At 33.1% G+C, this 20,875-nt stretch carries 24 protein-coding genes and 3 pseudogenes; 20 read left to right on the forward strand and 7 right to left on the reverse strand.

Going from position 1 to position 20,875, the window contains the following annotated elements:
• Positions 1-208 precede the first annotated feature (208 nt).
• The 4 genes from AC3WSO_RS07535 (at position 209) to AC3WSO_RS07550 (ending at position 3,890) form a co-directional block, all read left to right on the forward strand.
• Complete coding sequence (locus tag AC3WSO_RS07535; RefSeq protein WP_492530034.1) at positions 209-775, forward strand: class I SAM-dependent methyltransferase; 567 nt, start codon at positions 209-211, stop codon at positions 773-775.
• The gene (locus tag AC3WSO_RS07540) at positions 775-1,371 is read left to right on the forward strand and encodes a DedA family protein (RefSeq protein ID WP_492530036.1); all 597 of its coding nucleotides are present in this window, start codon (positions 775-777) and stop codon (positions 1,369-1,371) included. The genes AC3WSO_RS07535 and AC3WSO_RS07540 overlap by 1 nt, the downstream gene beginning before the upstream one ends.
• Positions 1,372-1,687: 316 nt before the next feature.
• On the forward strand, positions 1,688-2,389 hold the full coding sequence (locus AC3WSO_RS07545) for a response regulator transcription factor (RefSeq protein WP_492530038.1): 702 nt from the start codon (positions 1,688-1,690) through the stop codon (positions 2,387-2,389).
• Entirely contained in the window at positions 2,373-3,890 is a 1,518-nt protein-coding gene (locus AC3WSO_RS07550) for a sensor histidine kinase (RefSeq protein ID WP_492530040.1), read from the forward strand. Before AC3WSO_RS07545 ends, AC3WSO_RS07550 begins: the two co-directional genes overlap by 17 nt.
• A 36-nt stretch (positions 3,891-3,926) precedes the next feature.
• On the opposite strand, the gene AC3WSO_RS07555 is transcribed toward AC3WSO_RS07550, so the two are convergent.
• The gene (locus AC3WSO_RS07555) at positions 3,927-4,235 is read right to left on the reverse strand and encodes a hypothetical protein (RefSeq protein ID WP_492530042.1); all 309 of its coding nucleotides are present in this window, start codon (positions 4,233-4,235) and stop codon (positions 3,927-3,929) included.
• Positions 4,236-4,271: 36 nt separating this feature from the next.
• Here AC3WSO_RS07555 and AC3WSO_RS07560 point away from each other — a divergent pair, with 36 nt between their 5' ends.
• The 5 genes and pseudogenes from AC3WSO_RS07560 (at position 4,272) to AC3WSO_RS07580 (ending at position 8,702) form a co-directional block, all read left to right on the forward strand.
• A complete protein-coding gene (locus AC3WSO_RS07560) occupies positions 4,272-4,787 on the forward strand; it encodes a hypothetical protein (RefSeq protein WP_492530044.1) in 516 nt (171 codons plus the stop codon).
• Between the two features lie 48 nt (positions 4,788-4,835).
• Positions 4,836-5,663 (forward strand): hypothetical protein, encoded by an 828-nt coding sequence (locus AC3WSO_RS07565; protein ID WP_492530046.1) that lies wholly within the window; start codon positions 4,836-4,838, stop codon positions 5,661-5,663.
• A gap of 240 nt (positions 5,664-5,903) precedes the next feature.
• The gene (locus AC3WSO_RS07570; protein WP_492530048.1) at positions 5,904-6,998 is read left to right on the forward strand and encodes a sensor histidine kinase; all 1,095 of its coding nucleotides are present in this window, start codon (positions 5,904-5,906) and stop codon (positions 6,996-6,998) included.
• Positions 6,999-7,644, forward strand: a pseudogene (locus AC3WSO_RS07575) (response regulator).
• A 146-nt stretch (positions 7,645-7,790) separates the two neighbouring features.
• Positions 7,791-8,702 (forward strand): ABC transporter ATP-binding protein, encoded by a 912-nt coding sequence (locus AC3WSO_RS07580; RefSeq protein ID WP_492530050.1) that lies wholly within the window; start codon positions 7,791-7,793, stop codon positions 8,700-8,702.
• Between the two features lie 46 nt (positions 8,703-8,748).
• On the opposite strand, the gene AC3WSO_RS07585 is transcribed toward AC3WSO_RS07580, so the two are convergent.
• Both AC3WSO_RS07585 and AC3WSO_RS07590 read right to left on the reverse strand, forming a co-directional pair.
• Positions 8,749-9,609 carry a YitT family protein gene (locus tag AC3WSO_RS07585; RefSeq protein WP_492530052.1) on the reverse strand — a complete coding sequence of 287 codons (861 nt, stop codon included), beginning with the start codon at positions 9,607-9,609 and terminating at the stop codon, positions 8,749-8,751.
• A gap of 32 nt (positions 9,610-9,641) precedes the next feature.
• Entirely contained in the window at positions 9,642-10,187 is a 546-nt protein-coding gene (locus AC3WSO_RS07590) for a helix-turn-helix domain-containing protein (RefSeq protein ID WP_492530053.1), read from the reverse strand.
• 176 nt (positions 10,188-10,363) lie between these two features.
• Between AC3WSO_RS07590 and AC3WSO_RS07595 the strand changes: the two genes are divergently transcribed.
• The 6 genes from AC3WSO_RS07595 (at position 10,364) to AC3WSO_RS07620 (ending at position 14,680) form a co-directional block, all read left to right on the forward strand.
• Complete coding sequence (locus tag AC3WSO_RS07595) at positions 10,364-10,615, forward strand: PLD nuclease N-terminal domain-containing protein (protein ID WP_492530054.1); 252 nt, start codon at positions 10,364-10,366, stop codon at positions 10,613-10,615.
• Positions 10,599-11,501 carry an ABC transporter ATP-binding protein gene (locus AC3WSO_RS07600; RefSeq protein WP_492530055.1) on the forward strand — a complete coding sequence of 301 codons (903 nt, stop codon included), beginning with the start codon at positions 10,599-10,601 and terminating at the stop codon, positions 11,499-11,501. The genes AC3WSO_RS07595 and AC3WSO_RS07600 overlap by 17 nt, the downstream gene beginning before the upstream one ends.
• A 4-nt stretch (positions 11,502-11,505) precedes the next feature.
• Positions 11,506-12,285 (forward strand): ABC transporter permease, encoded by a 780-nt coding sequence (locus tag AC3WSO_RS07605; RefSeq protein ID WP_492530056.1) that lies wholly within the window; start codon positions 11,506-11,508, stop codon positions 12,283-12,285.
• A gap of 20 nt (positions 12,286-12,305) precedes the next feature.
• Positions 12,306-12,878 carry an ATP-binding cassette domain-containing protein gene (locus tag AC3WSO_RS07610; protein ID WP_492530057.1) on the forward strand — a complete coding sequence of 191 codons (573 nt, stop codon included), beginning with the start codon at positions 12,306-12,308 and terminating at the stop codon, positions 12,876-12,878.
• Positions 12,879-12,994: 116 nt separating this feature from the next.
• A complete protein-coding gene (locus AC3WSO_RS07615; RefSeq protein ID WP_492530058.1) occupies positions 12,995-13,945 on the forward strand; it encodes a hypothetical protein in 951 nt (316 codons plus the stop codon).
• Between the two features lie 189 nt (positions 13,946-14,134).
• Positions 14,135-14,680 (forward strand): GNAT family N-acetyltransferase, encoded by a 546-nt coding sequence (locus AC3WSO_RS07620; protein ID WP_492530059.1) that lies wholly within the window; start codon positions 14,135-14,137, stop codon positions 14,678-14,680.
• Between the two features lie 229 nt (positions 14,681-14,909).
• Here the strand turns inward: AC3WSO_RS07620 and AC3WSO_RS07625 are convergent, their stop codons facing one another.
• Positions 14,910-16,082, reverse strand: coding sequence for a hypothetical protein (locus tag AC3WSO_RS07625; protein ID WP_492530060.1), 1,173 nt, complete (start codon positions 16,080-16,082; stop codon positions 14,910-14,912).
• A 146-nt stretch (positions 16,083-16,228) separates the two neighbouring features.
• Here AC3WSO_RS07625 and AC3WSO_RS07630 point away from each other — a divergent pair, with 146 nt between their 5' ends.
• Positions 16,229-16,360 (forward strand): hypothetical protein, encoded by a 132-nt coding sequence (locus AC3WSO_RS07630; protein WP_492530061.1) that lies wholly within the window; start codon positions 16,229-16,231, stop codon positions 16,358-16,360.
• A 56-nt stretch (positions 16,361-16,416) separates the two neighbouring features.
• Here AC3WSO_RS07630 and blaOXA read toward each other — a convergent pair whose 3' ends face one another.
• Together blaOXA and AC3WSO_RS07640 are read right to left on the reverse strand one after the other, a co-directional pair.
• The gene (gene blaOXA, locus AC3WSO_RS07635) at positions 16,417-17,229 is read right to left on the reverse strand and encodes a class D beta-lactamase (protein ID WP_492534275.1); all 813 of its coding nucleotides are present in this window, start codon (positions 17,227-17,229) and stop codon (positions 16,417-16,419) included.
• A gap of 33 nt (positions 17,230-17,262) precedes the next feature.
• A pseudogene (locus AC3WSO_RS07640) lies at positions 17,263-17,658 on the reverse strand (penicillin-binding transpeptidase domain-containing protein); the annotation flags it as partial.
• A gap of 2 nt (positions 17,659-17,660) precedes the next feature.
• Here AC3WSO_RS07640 and AC3WSO_RS07645 point away from each other — a divergent pair.
• From AC3WSO_RS07645 to AC3WSO_RS07655, 3 genes and pseudogenes are all read left to right on the forward strand, one after another.
• Positions 17,661-17,861 (forward strand): annotated as a pseudogene (locus AC3WSO_RS07645) (GNAT family N-acetyltransferase); the annotation flags it as partial.
• Between the two features lie 312 nt (positions 17,862-18,173).
• Positions 18,174-18,473 carry a DUF2089 family protein gene (locus AC3WSO_RS07650; RefSeq protein ID WP_142509789.1) on the forward strand — a complete coding sequence of 100 codons (300 nt, stop codon included), beginning with the start codon at positions 18,174-18,176 and terminating at the stop codon, positions 18,471-18,473.
• Complete coding sequence (locus AC3WSO_RS07655; protein WP_492530062.1) at positions 18,473-18,760, forward strand: hypothetical protein; 288 nt, start codon at positions 18,473-18,475, stop codon at positions 18,758-18,760. Before AC3WSO_RS07650 ends, AC3WSO_RS07655 begins: the two co-directional genes overlap by 1 nt.
• Positions 18,761-19,143: 383 nt before the next feature.
• On the opposite strand, the gene AC3WSO_RS07660 is transcribed toward AC3WSO_RS07655, so the two are convergent.
• Complete coding sequence (locus AC3WSO_RS07660; RefSeq protein WP_492530063.1) at positions 19,144-19,644, reverse strand: hypothetical protein; 501 nt, start codon at positions 19,642-19,644, stop codon at positions 19,144-19,146.
• Between the two features lie 580 nt (positions 19,645-20,224).
• Here AC3WSO_RS07660 and AC3WSO_RS07665 point away from each other — a divergent pair.
• Positions 20,225-20,635: a YugN family protein gene (locus tag AC3WSO_RS07665; protein WP_492530064.1), complete on the forward strand. Its 411-nt coding sequence runs from the start codon at positions 20,225-20,227 to the stop codon at positions 20,633-20,635.
• The last annotated feature ends 240 nt before the right edge of the window (positions 20,636-20,875 follow it).

Genomic DNA, 20,875 nt, shown 5'->3' on the forward strand with positions numbered 1-20,875 from the left:
TTCCGTATCAATTATTCCTTATATAGGTTTCTATTCTACTGGAAGCAATTGTATGACAATTTTGTAAAGGAAATAATTATTAGAACCAATGACCTAACAATCTTTTTTGGTCTCTTAAGAAAAATTTAAGAAATCTCCTCGGAAATCTTTAAGAAATGCTCTTTATATTAAAAGTATTCAAATAATACTTTGATCGGGGAGAAAATTTATGTTAACGTTCCTTACTGAATTTTTAAAACATCCAAAAACGATAGGTGCAATTTCACCTAGTTCTAAAAAATTAGCCAAAAAAATGGTCGACCAAATTTCTTTTAAAAATGCCCGATATATTGTTGAACTAGGTCCGGGTACGGGTTCATTTACGAAAGAATTAGTGAAAAGAAAAGAGCAGTCAACAAAGTTAATTCTTATTGAAAATAATAAAGTTTTTTGTGAAAAGCTTCGTGAACAATTTGAACATGAGCCGAGTATAATCGTAATACATGGATCAGCAGAGGATTTATGCGATTATATGTCAGCATTAAATATTAAAAAAATTGATTATGTCGTATCTGGATTACCTTTTACATCATTGAATCCTGCCATTTCATCACGTATTTTACAAAATGTAAAGGAGTGCTTAGAAGATGGAGAATTTATCACATTCCAATATTCACTTGTTAGAAAATCCTTTATCCAAAATTATTTTGAGGACATTTCACATGAAAAAGTATGGATTAACCTTCCGCCTGCCTATGTACTCAGCTGCAAACTTGGAAATGTGAGGGCTAGCTAATGGGATTACAAGATCTTCTATCATATATTGAGCAATACGGTTATTTTGCTTTATTTTTCAGCTTATGGCTAGGAATCGTTGGTATGCCCCTTCCGGATGAGATGATTGTTATGAGTGGTGGATTTTTATCATCGTTAGGAAAAATGAGTGTGTTGAAAGCTTTTGTACTAACTTATCTTGGCGCAGTTTCAGGACTTTCCTTAGGGTTTATTCTTGGAAAGGTGTTTGGTCATAAAATACTTGATAAATTGGTGAAAAAAAACAAGGCTAAATATTTATTACAGTCAAAAGAATTAATAGATAGGTATGGTCATTTTGCTTTAGTGATAAGCTATTTCATACCGATTGTGAGACATATACTTCCATATTTAGTAGGTATGAATAACATGTCATTTAAAAAATACGCTTTATATTACTACACAGCAGGCTTAGTTTGGACATCGATTTACTTTACACTTGGTTTGTTCTTCGGAAAACACATTGAAAGTATTTCCATGCTAGCAACGAAATATGGAATTTACTTTGGTGCTTTTGTCAGTATTGCAGGATGTTTTTATTATTTATATACACGAAAATTAAAGTCGGTATCAGAGTGATTTTATTATTTTTATATACGAAAAATAAAAAAATAGTTAAAATTAGGAAGTGTAATTATTGATAGGAAGTATATTATAGAAATAGGTTGATTTTCGTTACGACTGGGGACTCCTTGGGGATCAGCGATATAGGGGAACGAAGGTTAAAAGCATCACGTCCTGTGATAACGCCTTCATGACCAACATCAAATGTTATCTGCAGCGAAAGCAAAGCGGCAGCTACAAAGCACCCAGTTGGAACGGAATTCAACCACACGTTATGATTCAGATTAAGATATCTGATATTTTAATATAATTAGAAATTTGGTGGGATTAGATGACGAAAGAAACAATACTGATAGTTGATGATGAAAAAGAGATTAGAAATCTTATTGCTATTTATTTAAAAAATGAAGGTTACGATATCCTAGAAGCAAGTGATGGAGAGGAGGGCTTAAGTCTTTTAAAGAAACATAAAGTGCATTTAATTGTTCTAGATATTATGATGCCCAACGTGGATGGCATCGAAATGTGTATGAAGGTAAGGGAAACAGCTGAGATGCCCATTATTATGCTGTCAGCAAAGTCTCAAGATATGGATAAAATCGTTGGATTATCAATAGGGGCAGATGATTATGTAACAAAGCCCTTTAACCCTTTAGAGCTAATTGCACGCATAAAATCTCAACTTCGTAGATATATCAAAATGAATAGACTAGATAGTATGAACGAAAGTGAGATAGAGATTGGTGATCTGCGAATTAATACCGACACACATGAAGTTATCGTCAACAATGAAAAAGTAAAGCTTACACCAAGGGAGTTTTCTATTCTTGAATTACTTGCAAGAAATCAAGGCATAGTCATGAGCGCTGAGCAAATTTATGAAAAGGTTTGGAAGGAAGAGGCTATACAATCTGAAAATACGGTAATGGTACATATACGAAAAATTCGAGAAAGAATTGAGACAAATCCAAGAAATCCACAATATATAAAAACCGTATGGGGAGTAGGTTATAAAATTGAGAAAGATCATTAAGCCATTCCTTTTCTTATTAAACAAACTAAAAATGTTCATTGTAACTGCTATAACAAAAGTTCGTAGAAGCATTAGAATTCAATTATTGACGACTTTTATTCTTTGTGCATTTTTAGGTTTACTTGGAGCAAAAGCCGCACTTTCGTTTGCTTTGAATATCAACCCGGCAGTTAAGATTGATTATAGTCAAGGGATGCAGGAAATAAATGATCAAGCGCAGCGTGCCGCGGATCTAGCCAGCAATGAAAATAGTTTAGAAGCATTACAACAAATGATTGAATCAGAAAATCTAAAATTTGAAATGGAACAAAGTGCATTAAAAGTAATCGTTACCGATGAGAACGGAAAGGTTTTATACAAAACAAAGCAAGTAGAAGAGAAACAAATCAATTTGCATTATAAGATTCGGAATGTAATGGATTTTGCGATTAACCATCCACTCAATAATTATGAGGTACCAGCAATCGAGCAATTGAGGCAAGAATTCATTGCATTTTATCCTTTAACTATAGAAGATAAAAACTTATATTTGTTTGTCAGCGGTATTCCTGAGGGGATGGTTATCGCAAGTTCGAATGAGGGCCTTATCCCGTTATTTAGTGCAATTGTTGTTTTTACATTTTCATTCTTCTACATAACAAAACGAAAAATGAAACAAATCGAGGCGCTGGCTAAGGGGGTTATGGAAATCACAAAAGGAGATTTAACCTATCGCATTGAGAAAAAGGGGATAGATGAAATCGCTTTATTAACAGAGAATGTCAATCAAATGACCGAAGCTATAATGACAAATATAGAGATGGAACGAAAGATTGAAAAACAAAAAAATGAATTAATTACGAATGTTTCGCATGACTTACGAACACCACTTACTTCGATTATGGGTTATTTACGATTGATAAGAGATGAAAAGTACGACACAAAGGAGCAATATGATGAGTATTTAAAGATTGCTTTTTCAAAATCCGAACAGTTAAAGAACCTAATTGAAGATTTATTTGAATATACGAAGCTAACGAATGACAGCATTGTCCTTGGACGACAAGATATATGTATGAATGAGCTTCTCGATCAGTTGATTGAGGAGTTGATTCCGCAAGCGGAGGAAAACCATCGTACATTTATTAAAAATTTCACAGAGGAGCGGATTTTTGCTCCAGTGGACTCTGAAAAAATTGTTAGGGTCTTTGATAATTTATTAATGAATGCCATTAAATATAGTACAGGTGACGGTGAGATTTTTGTTTCTCTTGAAAGAAAAGAAAGTAATGTTCAAATCTGTGTTGCAAATGAAAGTAATGAATTTACATCCGAAGAGCTGATGAGCTTATTTGAGCGGTTTTATAAAAAAGATCAATCTAGAACAAGCGTAGCGGAAGGGTCAGGACTTGGACTTGCTATTGCAAAGAGTATTGTAGAACTACATGGTGGCAAAATCGACGCGAAGTATAAGGATGGTATGTTGCAGTTTATAATCGAATTGCCTGTTACAGTTTTATAAAAAAGAAAGGTAGCATTAGAGCAATGCTACCTTTCTTCATGGGCGAATTAGTTGCTCAATTGTGAGAATGTGATGGGTATTAGAGTCGGGGAGGCTCTTTTGTAAGTGCGTAAAAATATTTTTATCCTTAATAATAATTTGAATTTCTGTATAGCTATATTGTTTTTGGACTTCTTGAACATATTCTGTAATTTTCAATAAATGATGTGGGTTTTTTAATTCTACTTCTACAAAAAAGGGCAGTGTTAATTGATGTAAACTTAAGCAACCACGACGAATCCAAATCGCTTCATTGACGTAATAACGGATAGGTAATTGACGATTACTTGCGATAAATAAGTCCATTTATGTCTCCTTTTTTATATCATGATGTTAATAATAATGGATAGAACCGTCAAAATGATGGATAGAACCGTCAAAGTGACGGATAGAATCGACAAAGTGACGGATAGAGCCGTCAAAGTGATGGATAGAACCGTCAAAGTGACGGATAGAACCGTCAAAGTGACGGATAGAACCGTCAAAATGATGGATAGAACCGTCAAAGTGACGGATAGAACCGTCAAAATGATGGATAGAATCGACAAAGTGACGGATAGAATCGTTAAAGTGATGGATAGAACCGTCAAAGTGACGGATAGAATCGTCAAAGTGACGGATAGAACCGTCAAAGTGATGGATAGAACCGTCAAAGTGATGGATAGAACCGTCAAAATGATGGATAGGACCATCAAAGTGATGGATAGAACCGACAAAGTGACGGATAGGATCGTCAAAATGATGGATAGAGAACCCTCAAAGACAGATACGCATACATCAATCGTCTTTAGAAAATATTTTAACGCAATTGATTGTACTTCGTCATCTTGCAAGTTTATTGAAGAATTTCTTTTCTAATTACGTCAATACTATATGTTATATTTGCCTGTAAAAGGGGACATTTTGATGAAGGAAATGGTGCTATTTACATTATTGCTACTTTTTGCAGTTTGCTTAACGCCAATATTTGTTCACGCTAAGGAGAGCCTGGAAGAAGACTTAGTAAGTAGATTTATGCCAGTGAATGCGTCACTTATAAGCCCTGAAAATCCTTCCTCTACACGGCCAATTCAATTTTATGACTTTGACCACGATGGACAAAAAGAAATAATATTCACTTATAAAATTAAAGCAAAGGATTACTCTTCTCATTTTGGATCAATAGTGCTAAAAAAACACAATACAGATTGGCGAAAGATTTGGGAAACTAAAATGCAAGGAGTCGATTTGGATTTTTCTGGTTTGGTAGATATTACTGGTGATGGTACAAAAGAATATTTATTTTGTGTGACAATTGGAGCGGCAATGGGAAGCAATCTGGAAGTATTCCAATGGATCAATAACTCATTCCAAAAGATTGCTGAAGTTCCTTATCATAAAATGGACTTTGTAACTGGTGTTCAAAAAGTTGGTCTAGCAGTTTGGCAAATGTATATTGGTGATAGCTATTTAGTGGATGTATTAAAATGGAATGGTGAAAAGTTGATCTATAACGAAGAATTATATTCTAATTACTATCCGTTTATCGAAAAGTTTTATAAAGAAAAAATTTCAAATCTGGATGCCTGGTTTTATTGGTATTGCCTTGCAGATGCCCAAATCAAAGCAAATAAATTTGAAGAAGCATTTAAATCTATTCAAAAGGGGATTGCATTAGCTAAAAAATTATCAATGGAAGATGTAATCGAAGACTTTAATGATTTAACTGTAAGGCTGCAGAACAAGAGAAATTAAAAGACAGCTTTATAACAGATGGTTTCCTAAAAGAGCTGCATAACGTCACTAAATTCCTCATATGAAACTTTAGAGCTAGTATGATGTTCACTAATATGACACGCTCTAATGTTCAAAAACGCTAGACATATTTATGATAATGTCTAGTGTTTTTTATTAATATTTGTAAGTATATACATTTTAAGGGATTAAAAAGATGTGTAATAAGTTGGAAATAATAGAATAGGATGGAGTCTATCTATGAAATATTTTCTCTTTCGCAATAGTTGTATATTGCTATTAATGACGATTTTCCTAGTTCATACATATTACACGGATGCATCATTAACAGCTGCTTTTTTCATTTGTACGATCATTTTAGCTTTATATTTCATCACACCTCTTTTGAAAAAGTTGCGAATCATTAGTTACATTATGATTGTTCTAATTTTATTTTGTAGCGTATTCGTTTCACTTAATATAATGTATGTATTGCCGATTTTGGCTTTCTTTATAATGGAGGGCGCTTTTCTACTACAGGCAAAATTTTATTATATTCTTTTAGGCAGCTTGACTGTTATCGGCATGATTTTTGTCCTGTTGCAATGGTTGCCATTGTACGGGATGCTAATGCTTATTGCTCTTTCTGGATGTTCATTGGTGATGCGTCATTACATCCAAGCATACAGTGAAAAAAATATTTTGTACCAAGAATTATTAGGGCAATATCGTGCACTAAAACGTCTATCAGTTGAGCAAGATCAGCTTGTACGAGCAGAGGAGCGCACAAAAATTGCCCGTGATATACACGATTCAGTAGGTCATAATTTAACTGCGTTGCTTATGCAAGCAGAGATGATATCTATCCAGTATGGGCATGACGAGTTAGATGATATTAAGCAATTAGCACGTAAAAGTTTAAACGAAACAAGGTATGCGGTTCGACAGTTAAAATCGAGCGAGGCATATGGCATTTCATCGGTGCTACATTTAATTAGAAGACTAGAGATGGAAAGTCGTTTACATATTCGCTTTACTATTGAAAAGGGAGTGCTGTCATTACCCATTTCCAATAAGCAAAGCATAGTGCTTTATCGCGTTTTACAAGAATGTTTAACAAATGCAATGAAATATAGTGATTCAAAGGAAGTCGACATCATTTTAGGAAAAGATTCATTACAACAGATCAGCTTTCAAATAAAAAACAAATCAATAAAGCAAACACCGCTTGTTCATGGTTTTGGGTTAAAAAATATGACGGGAAGAATGCAGGAAATTGGCGGAGAGCTGCGCATATATAAAACGGAGCAACAATTTATTGTTGATGGATCTTTTCCGATGAAGGAGAGAGCTTGAATGAAAAAACGAATTTTACTAGTTGAAGATCAAACTATTGTACGAAATGGTCTGAAGATGATGATTGAACAAGATGAGACATTGCAAATAACAGCAGAAGCAAGTAATGGTCGGGAGGCTTTACTATTACTTGAGAAAGTATATGTTGATCTTGTGTTAATGGATATACGCATGCCAGAGATGAGTGGAATTGAGGCGACAAAGCATATGCGTAGTCATTTTCCGAATGTGAAAATACTGATTTTGACAACATTTGATGATGAAGAGTATGCCTATCAAACATTAAAAGATGGTGCAAGCGGCTTTCCTTGTTAAGTCGTCTGAGCCAGCAAAACTAATAGCGAGCATTCATAGTGTATTGGATGGGGGCATGGTCATTCAAGAAGATGTTACCGCTAAGCTAATGCCTAAGTTATTGCAACAAAGGACTACTAAAGTCTCAACAACACAGCTTTCTACGCTAACAGAGCGTGAATTAATGATTACTCAATTAATTGGGGAGGGTAAAACGAATAAAGAAATTGCGGATTCGTTATTTTTATCGGTCGGTACAGTGAAAAATCATCTTACCCATATTTTACAGAAACTTGCACTAAGAGACCGGACACAGTTAGCAATTTATGCTGTACGGAATGGAATTGTGTAAAGCATGGTATAAGCGTTTTTATGATATTTCATTTGGAAAACCTTACTCGTCCAGCAACAAATGACTTCAGTCATTGCTTTTTATGACGGAAGCTAGTCGTCTAGTCATTGTGCAACTGCTATTCTTTAGAGAAAGGGGGCCGTTGAATGATTGAAGTAGTTAATCTAACAAAAACATTTAAAAAAGTAAACGCTGTGGATGACGTGAGCCTATACATTGAGCCTGGCGAAATTGTAGGACTTCTTGAACCAAATGGCGCTGGTAAATCAACGACAATTGCGATGATGTCGACTTTGATTCAACCAACAACAGGTGATGTCTTATTACAGCATACAAGCATTTTAAAAAATCCAACTTCCTTACGAAAAGTATTAGGGGTTGTGCCGCAAGAAATTGCCTTGTATGAGGAAATGACAGCGCGTGAGAATTTGGAATTTTTCGGGGATGTCTACAAAATTCCACGTCTGAAATTGCAGGAACGGGTTCGTATAGTACTAGCGCAAATCGGACTCGAAAATGAGCAGAAAAAACTTGTCAAACATTATTCTGGCGGGATGAAAAGACGTTTAAATATTGGTGTTGCCCTACTGCATGAGCCTGAATATTTAATTATGGATGAGCCGACAGTGGGCATTGACCCGCAATCGAGAAAGTATATTTTAGAAACTGTGAAGAGGCTGAATAAAGAAGCGAATACAGCTATTATTTATACGAGTCACTACATGGAGGAAGTCGAGTATTTATGTGATCGCATTTATATTATGGATAAAGGGCATATAATTGCAGCTGGAAGAAAGGAAGAAATTAAGGCGATATTATCTTCAGAAAAAACGATTGTCTTAAAGCTAGAAAAGCATTCAAATGATTTTGTAGATGCACTTATGAAACAAGGGTTTTTATCGAATTTTCAAGTAAATGATGAAGATATTTCCTTTAGTGTAGCGAAAAATACGGATTTCCTTCCAATGTTATTGTTTAGTACGCTAAACCAATCGTACTATAACTTCAACTGTAAATTTAGTCAAAAAACACTGCACCTCCATCTGCTAGATATCTAACAATTGAGGTGCAGTTAGAACGATTTATTTACCTAGTACCTAGTATTTAGTGAATATCACGTTTTTTGAAGTTACCACCACGTACCTCTGAAACATCAGAAATAACTACGAAGGCTCCTTCATCAATATCTTTAATAATCGATACAAGTTTATTTTCTTCCATACGGTTAATGACACAATTTAATATATCAGTAGGTTCATTGGAGAAACCGCCACGCCCTTTTGTATATGTAACACCACGTCCTAATCGAGCTTGGATCGCATCACCAATTTCCTCTGATTTTGCGCTGACAACACGAACATCTTTGGATTTTTCTAAACCTGTTTGAATAATATCGATAACGTTTTTCGCAATATAGTACGTTAAAACTGAGTATAATGCGCTCTCTAAGCCAAAAATAAAGCTTGCCCCTAAGAAAATAAAGGCATTAATAAATAATATAATATCACCGACTGAAAACGGAATTTTACGTGATAGTAGCACGGCTAAAATCTCAGAGCCATCTAAAGCGCCACCGTTACGTAAGACAATCCCAATCCCAACACCTAGTAGCATACCACCAGATAAAACAATTAATAGTGGATCATTTGGACCTAAAATTGTTTTAACATCATGCATAAGCACTGTGGAAATAGATAGAGCTGCTATCCCAGCACTACTCATCAATGCAAAAGTTTTACCAATTTGTTTGTAGCCGATAAAAATAAACGGAATATTTAGTACAAAGAGGAGCGCACCTAACGGAATATCAAAGAGGTGTGCACCCATAATACTAATACCCGTCACGCCACCATCAATGACATCGTTCGGAATTAATACCGCTTCTAGTCCATATGCGGCAATGATGGCGCCAATTATAATCATGATAAATTTTCTTGTGTTTTCAACTGACTTTCTTCTTTTCATAAATCTTCTCCATTCTTTATGTAAAATACTACTTAAGGTTTTGGAATAATATTTATTGCTATTGTTTTTGTCTCAGTATCAGTCTCTTTACTTGAGTCGGCCATATTATAGTATTTATTTATTAAACCGTTTAATTCATTTTCAAATTTATTGAATTGATCATTTGTTAATGTTAAATCAATAAATGAAAAAGTTGCACAATCTGCAAGACTTTCTTCTTCATCAAGTGAATGTAAATAATTTTGATATTGAGATAGCAAAGTTAATTGATAGTAGGAAACATAATTTAATTTTTGTTTGATCGTTAGTTGTGCCCAATCATCCTCATTAAGCTTTTCTGCTCCTTCATTTACTGCATAAAATTTTTCTGTAACAGAACGTACTTTTCGCTCTTTCACAATTTTTATGATGTTTTCATCCACTAAAATTTGAATGTGCCGATACAAAGTAGCTTGAGGTACATCCTTTATGATAGAAATCATCTCCAAAGTACTTAAGCCTTCTTCTTTCTCGTGCATGAGTGCTTGTAAAATTTTCATTCTCACAGGGTGCATTAAAACTTCTGCTTTATTCCGCATTAAACGATCCTCCTATCTGATGGAATCAAGGGAAGCAATCCAATGTTATCAATATGAGAACATTATCATAAAATATTTTATAGATATTTTTTTAAGATGTACAGTAAAAAGGGAATGAAATTTTTTACATCTTCTGTTATCATTATCGATAATGATAATGAATGGAGGTTTTATGAATGAAATTACACTATGGTTTTGATGATTTACGGCAAATAGATTGGGCAAGTATACTTCCAATCATTTTGCCATTTATATTCGTAGGATTTGTTCTAATCATTGTTGCTTTATTCGATTTATATAGGCACCGAGATACGAGAGAAAACATACTAATGTGGACCATTATTATTTTGTTCTGTAATTCAATTGGTTCTGTTCTATACTTCATTATTGGTAGAAAGGATGTAAATAAACGTGCGCTTAGAAATTAAAAATATTACGAAAAAGTTTAAAAAAAAAACAGCCGTAAATAATTTTTCAATGATCATTGATGTTAATGAGTGTGTCGGGTTAATTGGACCAAATGGAGCGGGAAAATCAACGTTAATTCAAATCATTGCCGACATTCTGAATGCAGACAAAGGAGAAATTCTTCTTGATGGTCAAAAGATTTCATCTATGAGAAATCGAATTGGTTACTTACCTCAGTATCCTAATTTTTTTTCATGGATGACAGCATTTGAAACATTGTCCTTTATGGGGACACTTTCTGGCATAGCAAAAAATGAATTGCAGAAAGAAATCCCATTGCTTTTAGAAAAGGTCGGCTTAGGGAATGAAGCACATAGTCATGTCGGGACATTTTCTGGTGGTATGAAGCAACGCCTTGGCATCGCACAAGCATTATTGCATAAGCCAGCTTTAATGATTATGGATGAACCGGTATCAGCGCTAGATCCAATAGGGAGAAGAGAAGTGTTGAATCTATTGAAAGAGATTAAACAAGAAACGACAGTTTTAATATCAACGCACATATTGAGCGATGCGGAGGAAATTTGTGAGCGCTTTGTGATGATTAAAAATGGTCACAAAATAGAAGATGCTACAAAATCAGAGTTGCTTAAGCGTCATCAAGAATCAGCTATCTTTTTAATGATCAGAAAGGCAGATTTTCAATGGTTAACAATGATTAAACATTTACCATATGTGAAGAAAATCGAAAGCTGTGGAGATGGCTTCAAAATACACGTTGAAAATTTGGAAACAGATGCTAATCGACTAATACAGCATGGATTAGATTCAGAGGTTATGTTTACTAAATTTGAAGTGGGTATTCAAGACAATCTAGAAGAAATATTTTTGGAATTGGTGGTGTGAGAATATGAATACGTTTATCGCACTAAGCAAAAAAGAAGTACAACAAATGGCAAGGGAATTTAAAATACTTTGGCTCCCAATCGTATTTATTTTACTAGGGCTAACCCAGCCGATTATGATGTATTATTTACCTGTTATTTTACAATCAGCGGGTGGTATTGAGGGTATAATAATTGATCCTACGATGGCAAAGCCTGTGGGACAGGAGGTACTAGCCTCAACATTAAATTCACAGTTTGATCAGTTAGGCATTATTATTTTGGTCGTTGCCACTATGAGCATTATTCAAGGGGAAAAAGCAAATGGCATGATGGCATTTATCTTAACAAGGCCAGTATCGATATCTTCTTATTTAAATAGTAAAATCTTCATCCATTATATAATGGCGATTATATGTATAGCTCTTGGCTATGCAGTGTCCTATGGCTATTCAGCGTATTTATTTACTTCGGTTCCTATGATGCAAGCTATGTGGGCTTTAGCATTTTATTGTGTTTGGCTATTATTCATCATAACGTTTGTTGCAATGATGAGTACATTTTTTAATAGTCCTGCATTTATTGCACTAATAAGTATTGTTAGCCTATTCATTTGTCGTTTTATCGCTGGACTACATCCATTAATAGATGTTGTGAATCCTGCTAGTAATAGTATGTATGCAACAAATATTTTAATGTCGGGTGATGTGGGATCTTGGGTTGGCATCAATATTGTAGTAACGCTGCTGTTAGTTGTATTGATGATCATCACTATGCAAAGTTTCATTGCGAAAAAGAAGTTTTAAATGAAATTAGGTGAAAAAATTTGTTATCGATACAAAATTTACAGAAATCGTATGGCCAGCAGGAGGTTTTAAAGGGAGTAGAGTTAAAAATAGAAAAGGGAGAAATACTAGCGTTTGTTGGTGGGAATGGTGCAGGTAAAACAACGACATTAAATTGTATTGCTGGATTAGTAGAACAAAATTGCGGGAAAATAATAATTAATAATGTTTCGAAATCGCAATCGCTAGAATATAAAAAGCAATTTTATTTTATACCCGATACGATTCATGTATTTCCAAATATAGCTGCATATGATTGGATACATTTTGTTTTGAAACTATATGAAAAGACTGATGATGAAAAACTACAAAGCTATATTAGCGTCTTTGATATGGAAAAAAGTATTTATAAACCTATGGGAACGTATTCTTATGGAATGCTTCATAAGATTGCGTTGATTACTGCTTTTACAATTAATCCGCCTATCCTAATAATGGATGAGCCGTTAAATGGACTAGATCCACTTGCTGTCGTTACTTTTAAAAATTGTATGAAAGAGTATGTTGAAAGGGGGGACCGTTCTCTTTTCAACTCATTTGCTAGATGTTGCTGAGAAAATTTGTCAATCCGTTTCGTTTTTAAAAGATGGCAAGATCGTCTTACATAAGCGTGTTGAGAAATTGCTAGTCGATGGGAGCTTAGAGACTATTTTTATGGAGAAACAAGCTAATGAAGGATAATATGCAATTAATCAAATTCTTTTTAACATCCTTTTATGCAAAGCCAAAGCAGTCAGTAATTCAAGCACTCCTAATTATTGCATTTATTTATGTGGCCATGCAGTATTTTGTACTTACCTTCATTATCTATTTCATAACGACCCCAGAGGAGTATTTATTTTACAATGTTCTTCTTTCAAATGGTGTGACATATTTATTGATTTCGTATTTTGCCATTTCGATAGTGTTTAGTAAAAGTGATTTTGCTATATTTGCTCATTTACCGATTTCTGCGAAAAAGGTTGTCATGTCGAAAATTATAAGTGGGGTAACTCTACCAATAATGGCGGTAAGTATTTTATCAATACCTACATTTTATATCTTACTGATAGAGTTTAGTTTAGGTGTTGCTATAAAATTACTTGTATTTTTACTTGTCATGAACGTTTTAATTGTATTAATCCTTCTATTAGTGTTGTCCATTTTGAATCATTTTCGCAGGGTGTTTATTAATGCATCCGTATATCTACTTGTTAGGATGACGCTTATAGTAGGTATTGATATAAGCCCAATACTGTACTTTCTAATAAAAAATAATCATGCAATCAGCACTGTTTTAGTGAAATTAGATGTTTCAACAATCTCATCCTTAAGTGCTTCATTTTCTGATTTTCTAGAAATAGATTATCGTTTTGCAATGCAACAGTCATTGGTGGAGACGCTTTTGTCATTTAATACGGCAATAAGTTTTATCTTATTATTCGTATTATGTCATGTATTGTTTAAAGCAACTATAAAAATAATAGCGTCTAAGTATTATGAACATGGCTTGCTTGTAAGCAGAATAGAAAAAAAACTAAAGTTTGGGGGAGCGATATTCAAAGCAGCTGGATCAATTATTTGCAGCGTGAATATTGGATTATTAAGTCTGAACCGTACTTTAAAATGCAAGTTATTTTAGGGATTATTTTAACGCCAATTTGTACAATCATTTATTTAATTCTCGGACAGACGACTATTGTTAAGAAATAGAAAAAAGATGAATTTAACCGAAACTTAATTAAACTTAAAACGTTTTAAATAATATTGGGTCATATAACCAATTTTTATTATTATTTCTATTTATTTGATGCGTTGGAGGATAAGAAAAATGACAATTAGTTATTGGACAGGGCAAAATCTTACACTACGAGCGATACAACCAGAAGATATCGTTATATTTGAATTTTTAGATGATGAAATTCTACGAAATATGGATTCGATTCATTTTCCTCGCTCAGCTGATAAAATGACAGCATGGGTAGAAGAACAATTATCAGAAGAAGAGGATGAATTCCGTTTTGTTGCAATAGATAAAGACAATAATATTGTTGGGATGATTGAAACATTTGATTGTGATTTAAAAAATGGTATTTTTGATTACTATTTAGCTGTATTTGAGCCTTATAGAGGTAAAGGGTATGCAAAAGAAATGATTCTAATGGTTCTTCGCTTCTTCTTTTCAGAACGTGCATATCAAAAAGTAAATACAACTGTTTACTCTTTCAATGAACCATCCATGCGCCTACATGAAAAATTAGGTTTCATGAAAGAGGGGCAACTAAGAAGAATCATTTTCACAAAAGGTGCTTATTTTGATGGTGTTTGCTACGGAATGACAAGAGAAGAATTTGAACAAAATCATGGTTCTCTATAAAAAATAATTATTCAATAGATTAGCCATACAAATGGAATTAGCTGATTTTCCTTAAAGGGAAGATTGGCTTTTTTGTCTAAGATAAACCTTCCACAGATGTTAATAAAACTGTTGATAAGAATAAGTATAAAGGTGCAAGTATAAGAGGATATATTGTGCGGGGATAAGAAAGGGGTTAATCCCTAATCATTGTTTAATGACTTTTAGGATAACCCCCAATTTTTAATGGTTAATGCTGTGGAAGATAGTCTTGGCCGTTTATCGTTACTTTAGAAGCTGATAGTAGAATTTCTTTATTTGCTTCAAAATATGGGTCTAAAATACTGTGAAATGCTTCCCATTTTGCTTCAGTTTTTTCTTGTTCTTTTTCATCAAGAGCTAAGATTTCTTCATAAAGCAGTTTTAATTGCTTGCTATCTGCTTCACTCACTTCAAATTCAAAGTCAGCCATGTATTCTTCAAATGTTTGAGGCTTTTCGAATTGATGTAAAAGTCCATAGAATTCTTCGTGTAGTTTATCATACTTCTCATCATTTTCATCTTTTAATGCTTTTTGTAAATCCTCATGAAGAGTTTTTAGTTTGGCTAAAGTTTCAGCGGGGATATCTAATAATTCCGTGACTTCCATATAGCTATCCATAAATTCTTCAAATGTTTCTGGCGGATTTAGTTCGTCTAAATATGGTTGAAGGATTTTATAAAATTCATCAAATTTTTCATTAGCTTTTTCTTCATCACCACTTTTTTCAAGCTTTACCCATTCGGTATAAATAGTTTTAAGCTGTGTAGTATCGTTTTCTTTAATAACGATATTTTTCTCATTAAATCCGAAATCCTGTATAAATTCTTCGAAAGATTGTGGCTGCCAAGCAGCTAAATAATATGGCTTTGTAATTTTATACATTTCTTCGTGAATTTTTTCCATTTCTTCATATTTCTTTTCAATCTCTTCTTTTTCTATTTCAGCTGACACTTCTTTTTTTAGCTTTTTGATTTCATTAAACATTTTTTCTAATTTTGTTAAATCTTCTTGTGTTACCTCTTTAGGTAAGCCTCTTTTAAATCCGTCAAACGTGTAAAAGTCTGAAGAATTCTCTACTAAGCTACCTTCTATAGAAATTTCTTGTCCTTCTACTAAATTCATTTTTTCTAATTGCTCATCTGAAAATTTAAATAAACTAATGAAGTAATTTTTACCATCTCTTCCCTTAAGGATCATTCCATCGCTCTCGCTGTAGATGACTTTAATAGTGCCTGTGATTTTTTGTTCAAGTTGAACGGTAATGCTACTATTATCTGTTGTTTCTACTGACGCAGCTCCTGCTTGAAGTGGTGTCAGAACAGCCATTCCTATTGTAAGTGCTGAGGCAACCATCCAAGTTTTTTTAATCGGTTTTTTCATATGTATTTCTCCTTTTATTTAAAAATTAGTTTTTGCTAATAATTGGACGATTTACCATATAAAAAGTTCGTTGTTTTATAAATAAATTAGTTTTTTAATTAAATAACCAGAAAAAAGACCACTCCGCGTTGGGTGGTCTTAATTGTATGTCTATTGTCGGTGTAGGTGTTCCTCCATCAATAGCATTACCGAACAAACTACCGACGGAACCTGCTAAGGAAGTACCTGAAAAACCAGAGTCATCTATACCTAATCATCGAGGTGTTTTCTATAGGTAGTTAAAGAGAATTTCAAAATTATTTGAAATTCTCTTTTTTTATCTTATATAGCTTATTTACTCTGTAATCAAATTATATTGCTTTAAAATCTCTACAGTTATGTTCTTTGTAACAGTTCCAGAATCATTAACATTTGTAACAAAAACATAAGGATGGTTTTCAACGACGATAAAGCCAACAAACCACCCTAGGCCCATGTCTGTAATTCTAGTTCCCGTTTTACCATAAAGAATGTAATGATCGCCTTCTTCTTGAATCATCATGCGTTTAACAGTCTTCATAATAGGTTTATCAAATGGAAGGTCTTCTTTATAAAGTTTTTCCATAAAGTCGGCTTCTTCCAACGGTGTTATTTTCAATGAACTTTGTAACCAAAAGTGATCAATTCCTGCGCTAATATCTTCATTTCCGTAGGAGATTTTATGCAACCATTCATTCATACGCTTTTCACCAATATCTCGAGCTATAGCTTGATAATACCAAACTACAGAATCACGCATAGCAGATCCAAGGGTATGGTCATGGTTCCATGAGATAATTTCGTTTTCCTTACCATCCCATTTTTTGATATCATATTCATCTTTCACAACGCCTAATTGTAACCCAATTAATGCATTAGGAACTTTAAAGGTAGATTGGGGTGTTAGTTTTTCTTTTGCTCTCTGCTCATTACAGATATAAGTTTCCTCTGTTTTTAAATCTCGCAAAATAAAGGTCCCATCGTGGTCTTTAAAGAAAGTATCAGCCTGAACTTGATTAACGTTAGCGTCACTTAGGATGTTAGGATTGTTAGACTCTGGTTGAGCTGAACAACCTACAATACTTAAGATCAACAATAAGGTAACTGCATAATAGAATATTTTTTTCATTGTATATTTCCTTTCACGCTCTTGCGAAATGATCATTGGTTCATCTACAAATACAGTACTAGGCGTGATAACGCCTAAGTTATAACCTGTTAGTAAAGTTGCGCCTTTTACCGCTGAACCAACCTCATAAGCTGTAGTAAAGTTGCCATACGAATAATCGAAAACTTCATTTTTCCCCGTTTCAGGATTTTTTTCGATTTTCTTACCAACTATTGATAAAATATCGCCTGTATTCGGGTCCATCATTACTAAAAATGCACGATCCAATAAATATGAGCCAGGAAGTGCTTTTAATTTCAGTAATTCTTTCTCTACAATTTTTTCTGTTGCAGCCGTTAACTCACTATCTAGTGTTAAGACTAAATCTTTACCGGGTTCACCTTTATAAGTAGTAATGGTATCGACAACCTGTCCTTTTTTATTCGTAATAAGTAAGCAGTTTAGTATTTAAATTATTTGATGAATTTAATGTACATCGTATACAAGCTAAACTTGATGCACGAAATAAAGCTTCACAAAAATTGTGTGAACGAATAGGCATGAGAAAGGAAGCCCATTTCATACAAAATTTTTGGAATAAAAATGAATGGACAGATAGTATTGTATATGGGATGTTACCCTCCGATTTGTAGTAATAGACTTAGTTATTTTATTGTGCTAACGGGGGCTTGATTTGAAGAGAAAAACTGTATGAAGAGATAAATTAAAAAAGGTTAGGTTCTACTAAGAAATAATGCAGAAAAGTAATTTTAATTTAAAAAAAGCCATAGTTGAATTGGTAAGGAAAGAGTCCATTTGAAGAGTTTAATTCAAAATGGATTCTGTTTATTTTATTATAATTAAACAAAAACAACACATTATTTTTAATAAAGTTAAAAAATACTTTTACATTATTTATAATTATGTTAAATTTATATTAATAAAAATAAATGGAGGGCATAGGCGTGGATATTAACAATATTCCAAACTGGATTTTAGTCTTGGAAAATGAGGATTTAGAGTTTGTTAAAAACTTAGTACTTCATTCAGGTTCTTTAAAAGAGATTGCAAAGGTTTATGAGGTATCGTATCCAACGGTAAGACTTAAACTTGATAGATTAATCAATAAAATAAAAATGAATGATGCCGTAGAAAACGAGGAATTTATTAAATTTATCAAGAGCCTGTCGATTGATGATCGCATAAGTGTAGCAGATGCAAAATTAATTATTGAAAAATATAAACAAGAAAGAGATGAGAAATAATGTCATTTGGTATTTATGGGGTTTTTATTATTGCTGGTATTTTAGCTGTTCAATTCTTCTTTTCAACTAGGAGCAATATCTATTGGGGAGCAATTTTACCAGTAGCATATATTGTATTTTTGACATGGCTGTTTGTAACGAATCATATTGAAAGTAATATGGGCTTTATCCTCTATCTATTATTAGGGATACTTTTCCTATGTGCAGAATGGAATGGAGGTAGAAAGTATCTTCACGAGAAAAGAAAAAAGGAACTGGATAAAATGAAAACTCACGACATGAAATAAAGAAAATGGGAAGTTGTTAATATTCGCATAACTCGTACTAATATTTAATAGGTAGAGTCAAAATGAAATATCTTAATTTTAGGCGAAAAGAGTTTTTATAAAGTCTTAATATCTTAGTTTATTTCACTAAAGGTGCAGTATAGTTCAATAGGAAAATAGAGAACCATCCTCAATATAAGAAGATTATACTTCACGAAGGATATTGGGCAGGTTATTATTCAGGGTTAATTAGTTACAAACTTTTTTATAAATAGTTGATTCAATTATTTTTTAGAAAAAGCATATTTTGATCTACGAGCAGGCTTGCAAGCATTTGGGGTATCGAACGCCAACAAAGGAAACTTTCGATGAAAGCAAAGTTATGAGTGCCTGCTCTTTTTGTTTTATATTATAGAATTAATTATCTTCACTATTCCATCTAACGTAATTGTATCATTACTAACTTTATCAACAATAAGTGTATATTCAAAATCATTTACCATAGTTCTACAAATAATAAAATCATTACTTTTAAAATAAACCATTTCCTGACCATTTCCCAAATGAACTTTCTTTGCATCGTTTGGATATGACATATCATTCTTGCTAGGTATGATAACTAAAGTGTAGTGTTTTTTCCCGTTGTTTTCATCTAAATAATGTATAGTTAATTGAGAACTTTTTTGATTAAACGATGCGAAAACATGTGTAAATGAAATTGGGGGAAGTCGAGTAGGTAACGGAATGTCCTTTTTAAAAAATGCCTTCGCCTCTTGAATAGCTTTGTTTACCTCAGTATATTCTCCGTTTTTTAAATATATTTTTTCTAAATCAGTAGTAATAGAATATGCATTATTCATATGAAAAGTTAGAATTAAAAAAAGAAAAAATACTATTTTCCCCAATTTAAATCTCCTCCCAATAATTAAAAATTATATTATTTAATTTTCCCGTAAAAGAAGGATTTATGAATTGGCATTGAAACGTTAAAAAGAAAGAGATACTCAATTTAACCTGTGTTTTTGGTTTTATCTAGTTTCTAAATTATTTACTACTATCTTGAGGAGACCAAGTAGGACTTGTTGTATTTATCCAATAAGAGTTTGAAAGGACGCCACCCTGAAAATCCATTTTAAAATCTACTGATATCATACCATTTAGTATGGGGGAATATTAGTGTCAGGGCAATTTGGCATGTAGCGAATAGACTTCGCGACAATGAGTCGAAGGAATATAGGCAGTCACAGATCATTCCCTTGCTAGAATTCGCGCATTAGAAACATACGAACTAATTAAAAACATATGACATCTGTCCGTTTTTCTTGTATAAAGGAAAGCGGATTTTTTAAATGAACTTTAAATTGAAACCTATAAAAATATTTCGTTTTAGCTTTTTTGTCCTATTTATTGTTTTGATTAGTTTGAATACGTATATTTTTTTTTGGTAAGAATGGTAAAAAGTATTTTAAGCAGGGAGGGAATGTATTGTTAGAGTTACAAACGGAGCTTGAAGGAAAGAGGACAACTTTTGGTTATATTAATTACCGAATTAAAGAACTAGGATATACATTGGGAGGAAATTGGGATTATGATTGGGGATGTTTTGATTCCATTTTGTGGAGAGAAGGAGGAGAAACCATTTACTTAAGAGTTCCATTTTCAGTTTTGGAAGGAGAGCTCGACCAATACGAAGCATCTATTATTTTCCATAAACCGTACGTTATAAAGCATGTTGTAAATATTGGTTTGGATAAGGATAAAAATTCTTTATTGAGTGCCACGGGAATTAACCAATTTCAAGATCCTCTTGATAAAGACGGTTACATTAGGAATAAAAATAAATGGATACATGCGGGAGAACAAGCTATAAAAAAGTTTATTAGCTATATGTGTTGAGGTCTATTTTTTAAAACCGATGTATTTAACCTTATACAATATAAATTACGGCAATAATAAAAGTTAAAAAAGAGTGATATTAATAGATAAAAGAATGGATGAGATTTAAAAAAATGAATGAAGAGGATGGGACAGAACTAATTTGTTTATTATGAAAGCCGGATAATTTTTAAATTTACAAAGCAATATAAAAAGACCCGAATTAATATTTTTATTGGCTAAAATCCTTTTGCCCAGCCT

The organism is Lysinibacillus sp. EB106-09-02-XG168, assembly GCF_058791475.1.

What these genes read in the sequence shown, in the direction of transcription:
- AC3WSO_RS07580 (WP_492530050.1), top strand. Translation starts at nt 7,791, where the DNA reads ATGATTGAAGTAGTTAATCTAACAAAAACATTTAAAAAAGTAAACGCT.
- AC3WSO_RS07540 (WP_492530036.1), top strand. Translation starts at nt 775, where the DNA reads ATGGGATTACAAGATCTTCTATCATATATTGAGCAATACGGTTATTTT.
- AC3WSO_RS07625 (WP_492530060.1), bottom strand. Translation starts at nt 16,082, where the DNA reads ATGAAAAAACCGATTAAAAAAACTTGGATGGTTGCCTCAGCACTTACA.
- AC3WSO_RS07620 (WP_492530059.1), top strand. Translation starts at nt 14,135, where the DNA reads ATGACAATTAGTTATTGGACAGGGCAAAATCTTACACTACGAGCGATA.
- AC3WSO_RS07590 (WP_492530053.1), bottom strand. Translation starts at nt 10,187, where the DNA reads ATGCGGAATAAAGCAGAAGTTTTAATGCACCCTGTGAGAATGAAAATT.
- AC3WSO_RS07585 (WP_492530052.1), bottom strand. Translation starts at nt 9,609, where the DNA reads ATGAAAAGAAGAAAGTCAGTTGAAAACACAAGAAAATTTATCATGATT.
- AC3WSO_RS07615 (WP_492530058.1), top strand. Translation starts at nt 12,995, where the DNA reads ATGAAGGATAATATGCAATTAATCAAATTCTTTTTAACATCCTTTTAT.
- AC3WSO_RS07605 (WP_492530056.1), top strand. Translation starts at nt 11,506, where the DNA reads ATGAATACGTTTATCGCACTAAGCAAAAAAGAAGTACAACAAATGGCA.
- AC3WSO_RS07570 (WP_492530048.1), top strand. Translation starts at nt 5,904, where the DNA reads ATGAAATATTTTCTCTTTCGCAATAGTTGTATATTGCTATTAATGACG.
- AC3WSO_RS07545 (WP_492530038.1), top strand. Translation starts at nt 1,688, where the DNA reads ATGACGAAAGAAACAATACTGATAGTTGATGATGAAAAAGAGATTAGA.
- AC3WSO_RS07595 (WP_492530054.1), top strand. Translation starts at nt 10,364, where the DNA reads ATGAAATTACACTATGGTTTTGATGATTTACGGCAAATAGATTGGGCA.
- AC3WSO_RS07655 (WP_492530062.1), top strand. Translation starts at nt 18,473, where the DNA reads ATGTCATTTGGTATTTATGGGGTTTTTATTATTGCTGGTATTTTAGCT.
- AC3WSO_RS07630 (WP_492530061.1), top strand. Translation starts at nt 16,229, where the DNA reads ATGTCTATTGTCGGTGTAGGTGTTCCTCCATCAATAGCATTACCGAAC.
- AC3WSO_RS07555 (WP_492530042.1), bottom strand. Translation starts at nt 4,235, where the DNA reads ATGGACTTATTTATCGCAAGTAATCGTCAATTACCTATCCGTTATTAC.
- blaOXA (WP_492534275.1), bottom strand. Translation starts at nt 17,229, where the DNA reads ATGAAAAAAATATTCTATTATGCAGTTACCTTATTGTTGATCTTAAGT.
- AC3WSO_RS07560 (WP_492530044.1), top strand. Translation starts at nt 4,272, where the DNA reads ATGGATAGAACCGTCAAAATGATGGATAGAACCGTCAAAGTGACGGAT.
- AC3WSO_RS07535 (WP_492530034.1), top strand. Translation starts at nt 209, where the DNA reads ATGTTAACGTTCCTTACTGAATTTTTAAAACATCCAAAAACGATAGGT.
- AC3WSO_RS07565 (WP_492530046.1), top strand. Translation starts at nt 4,836, where the DNA reads ATGAAGGAAATGGTGCTATTTACATTATTGCTACTTTTTGCAGTTTGC.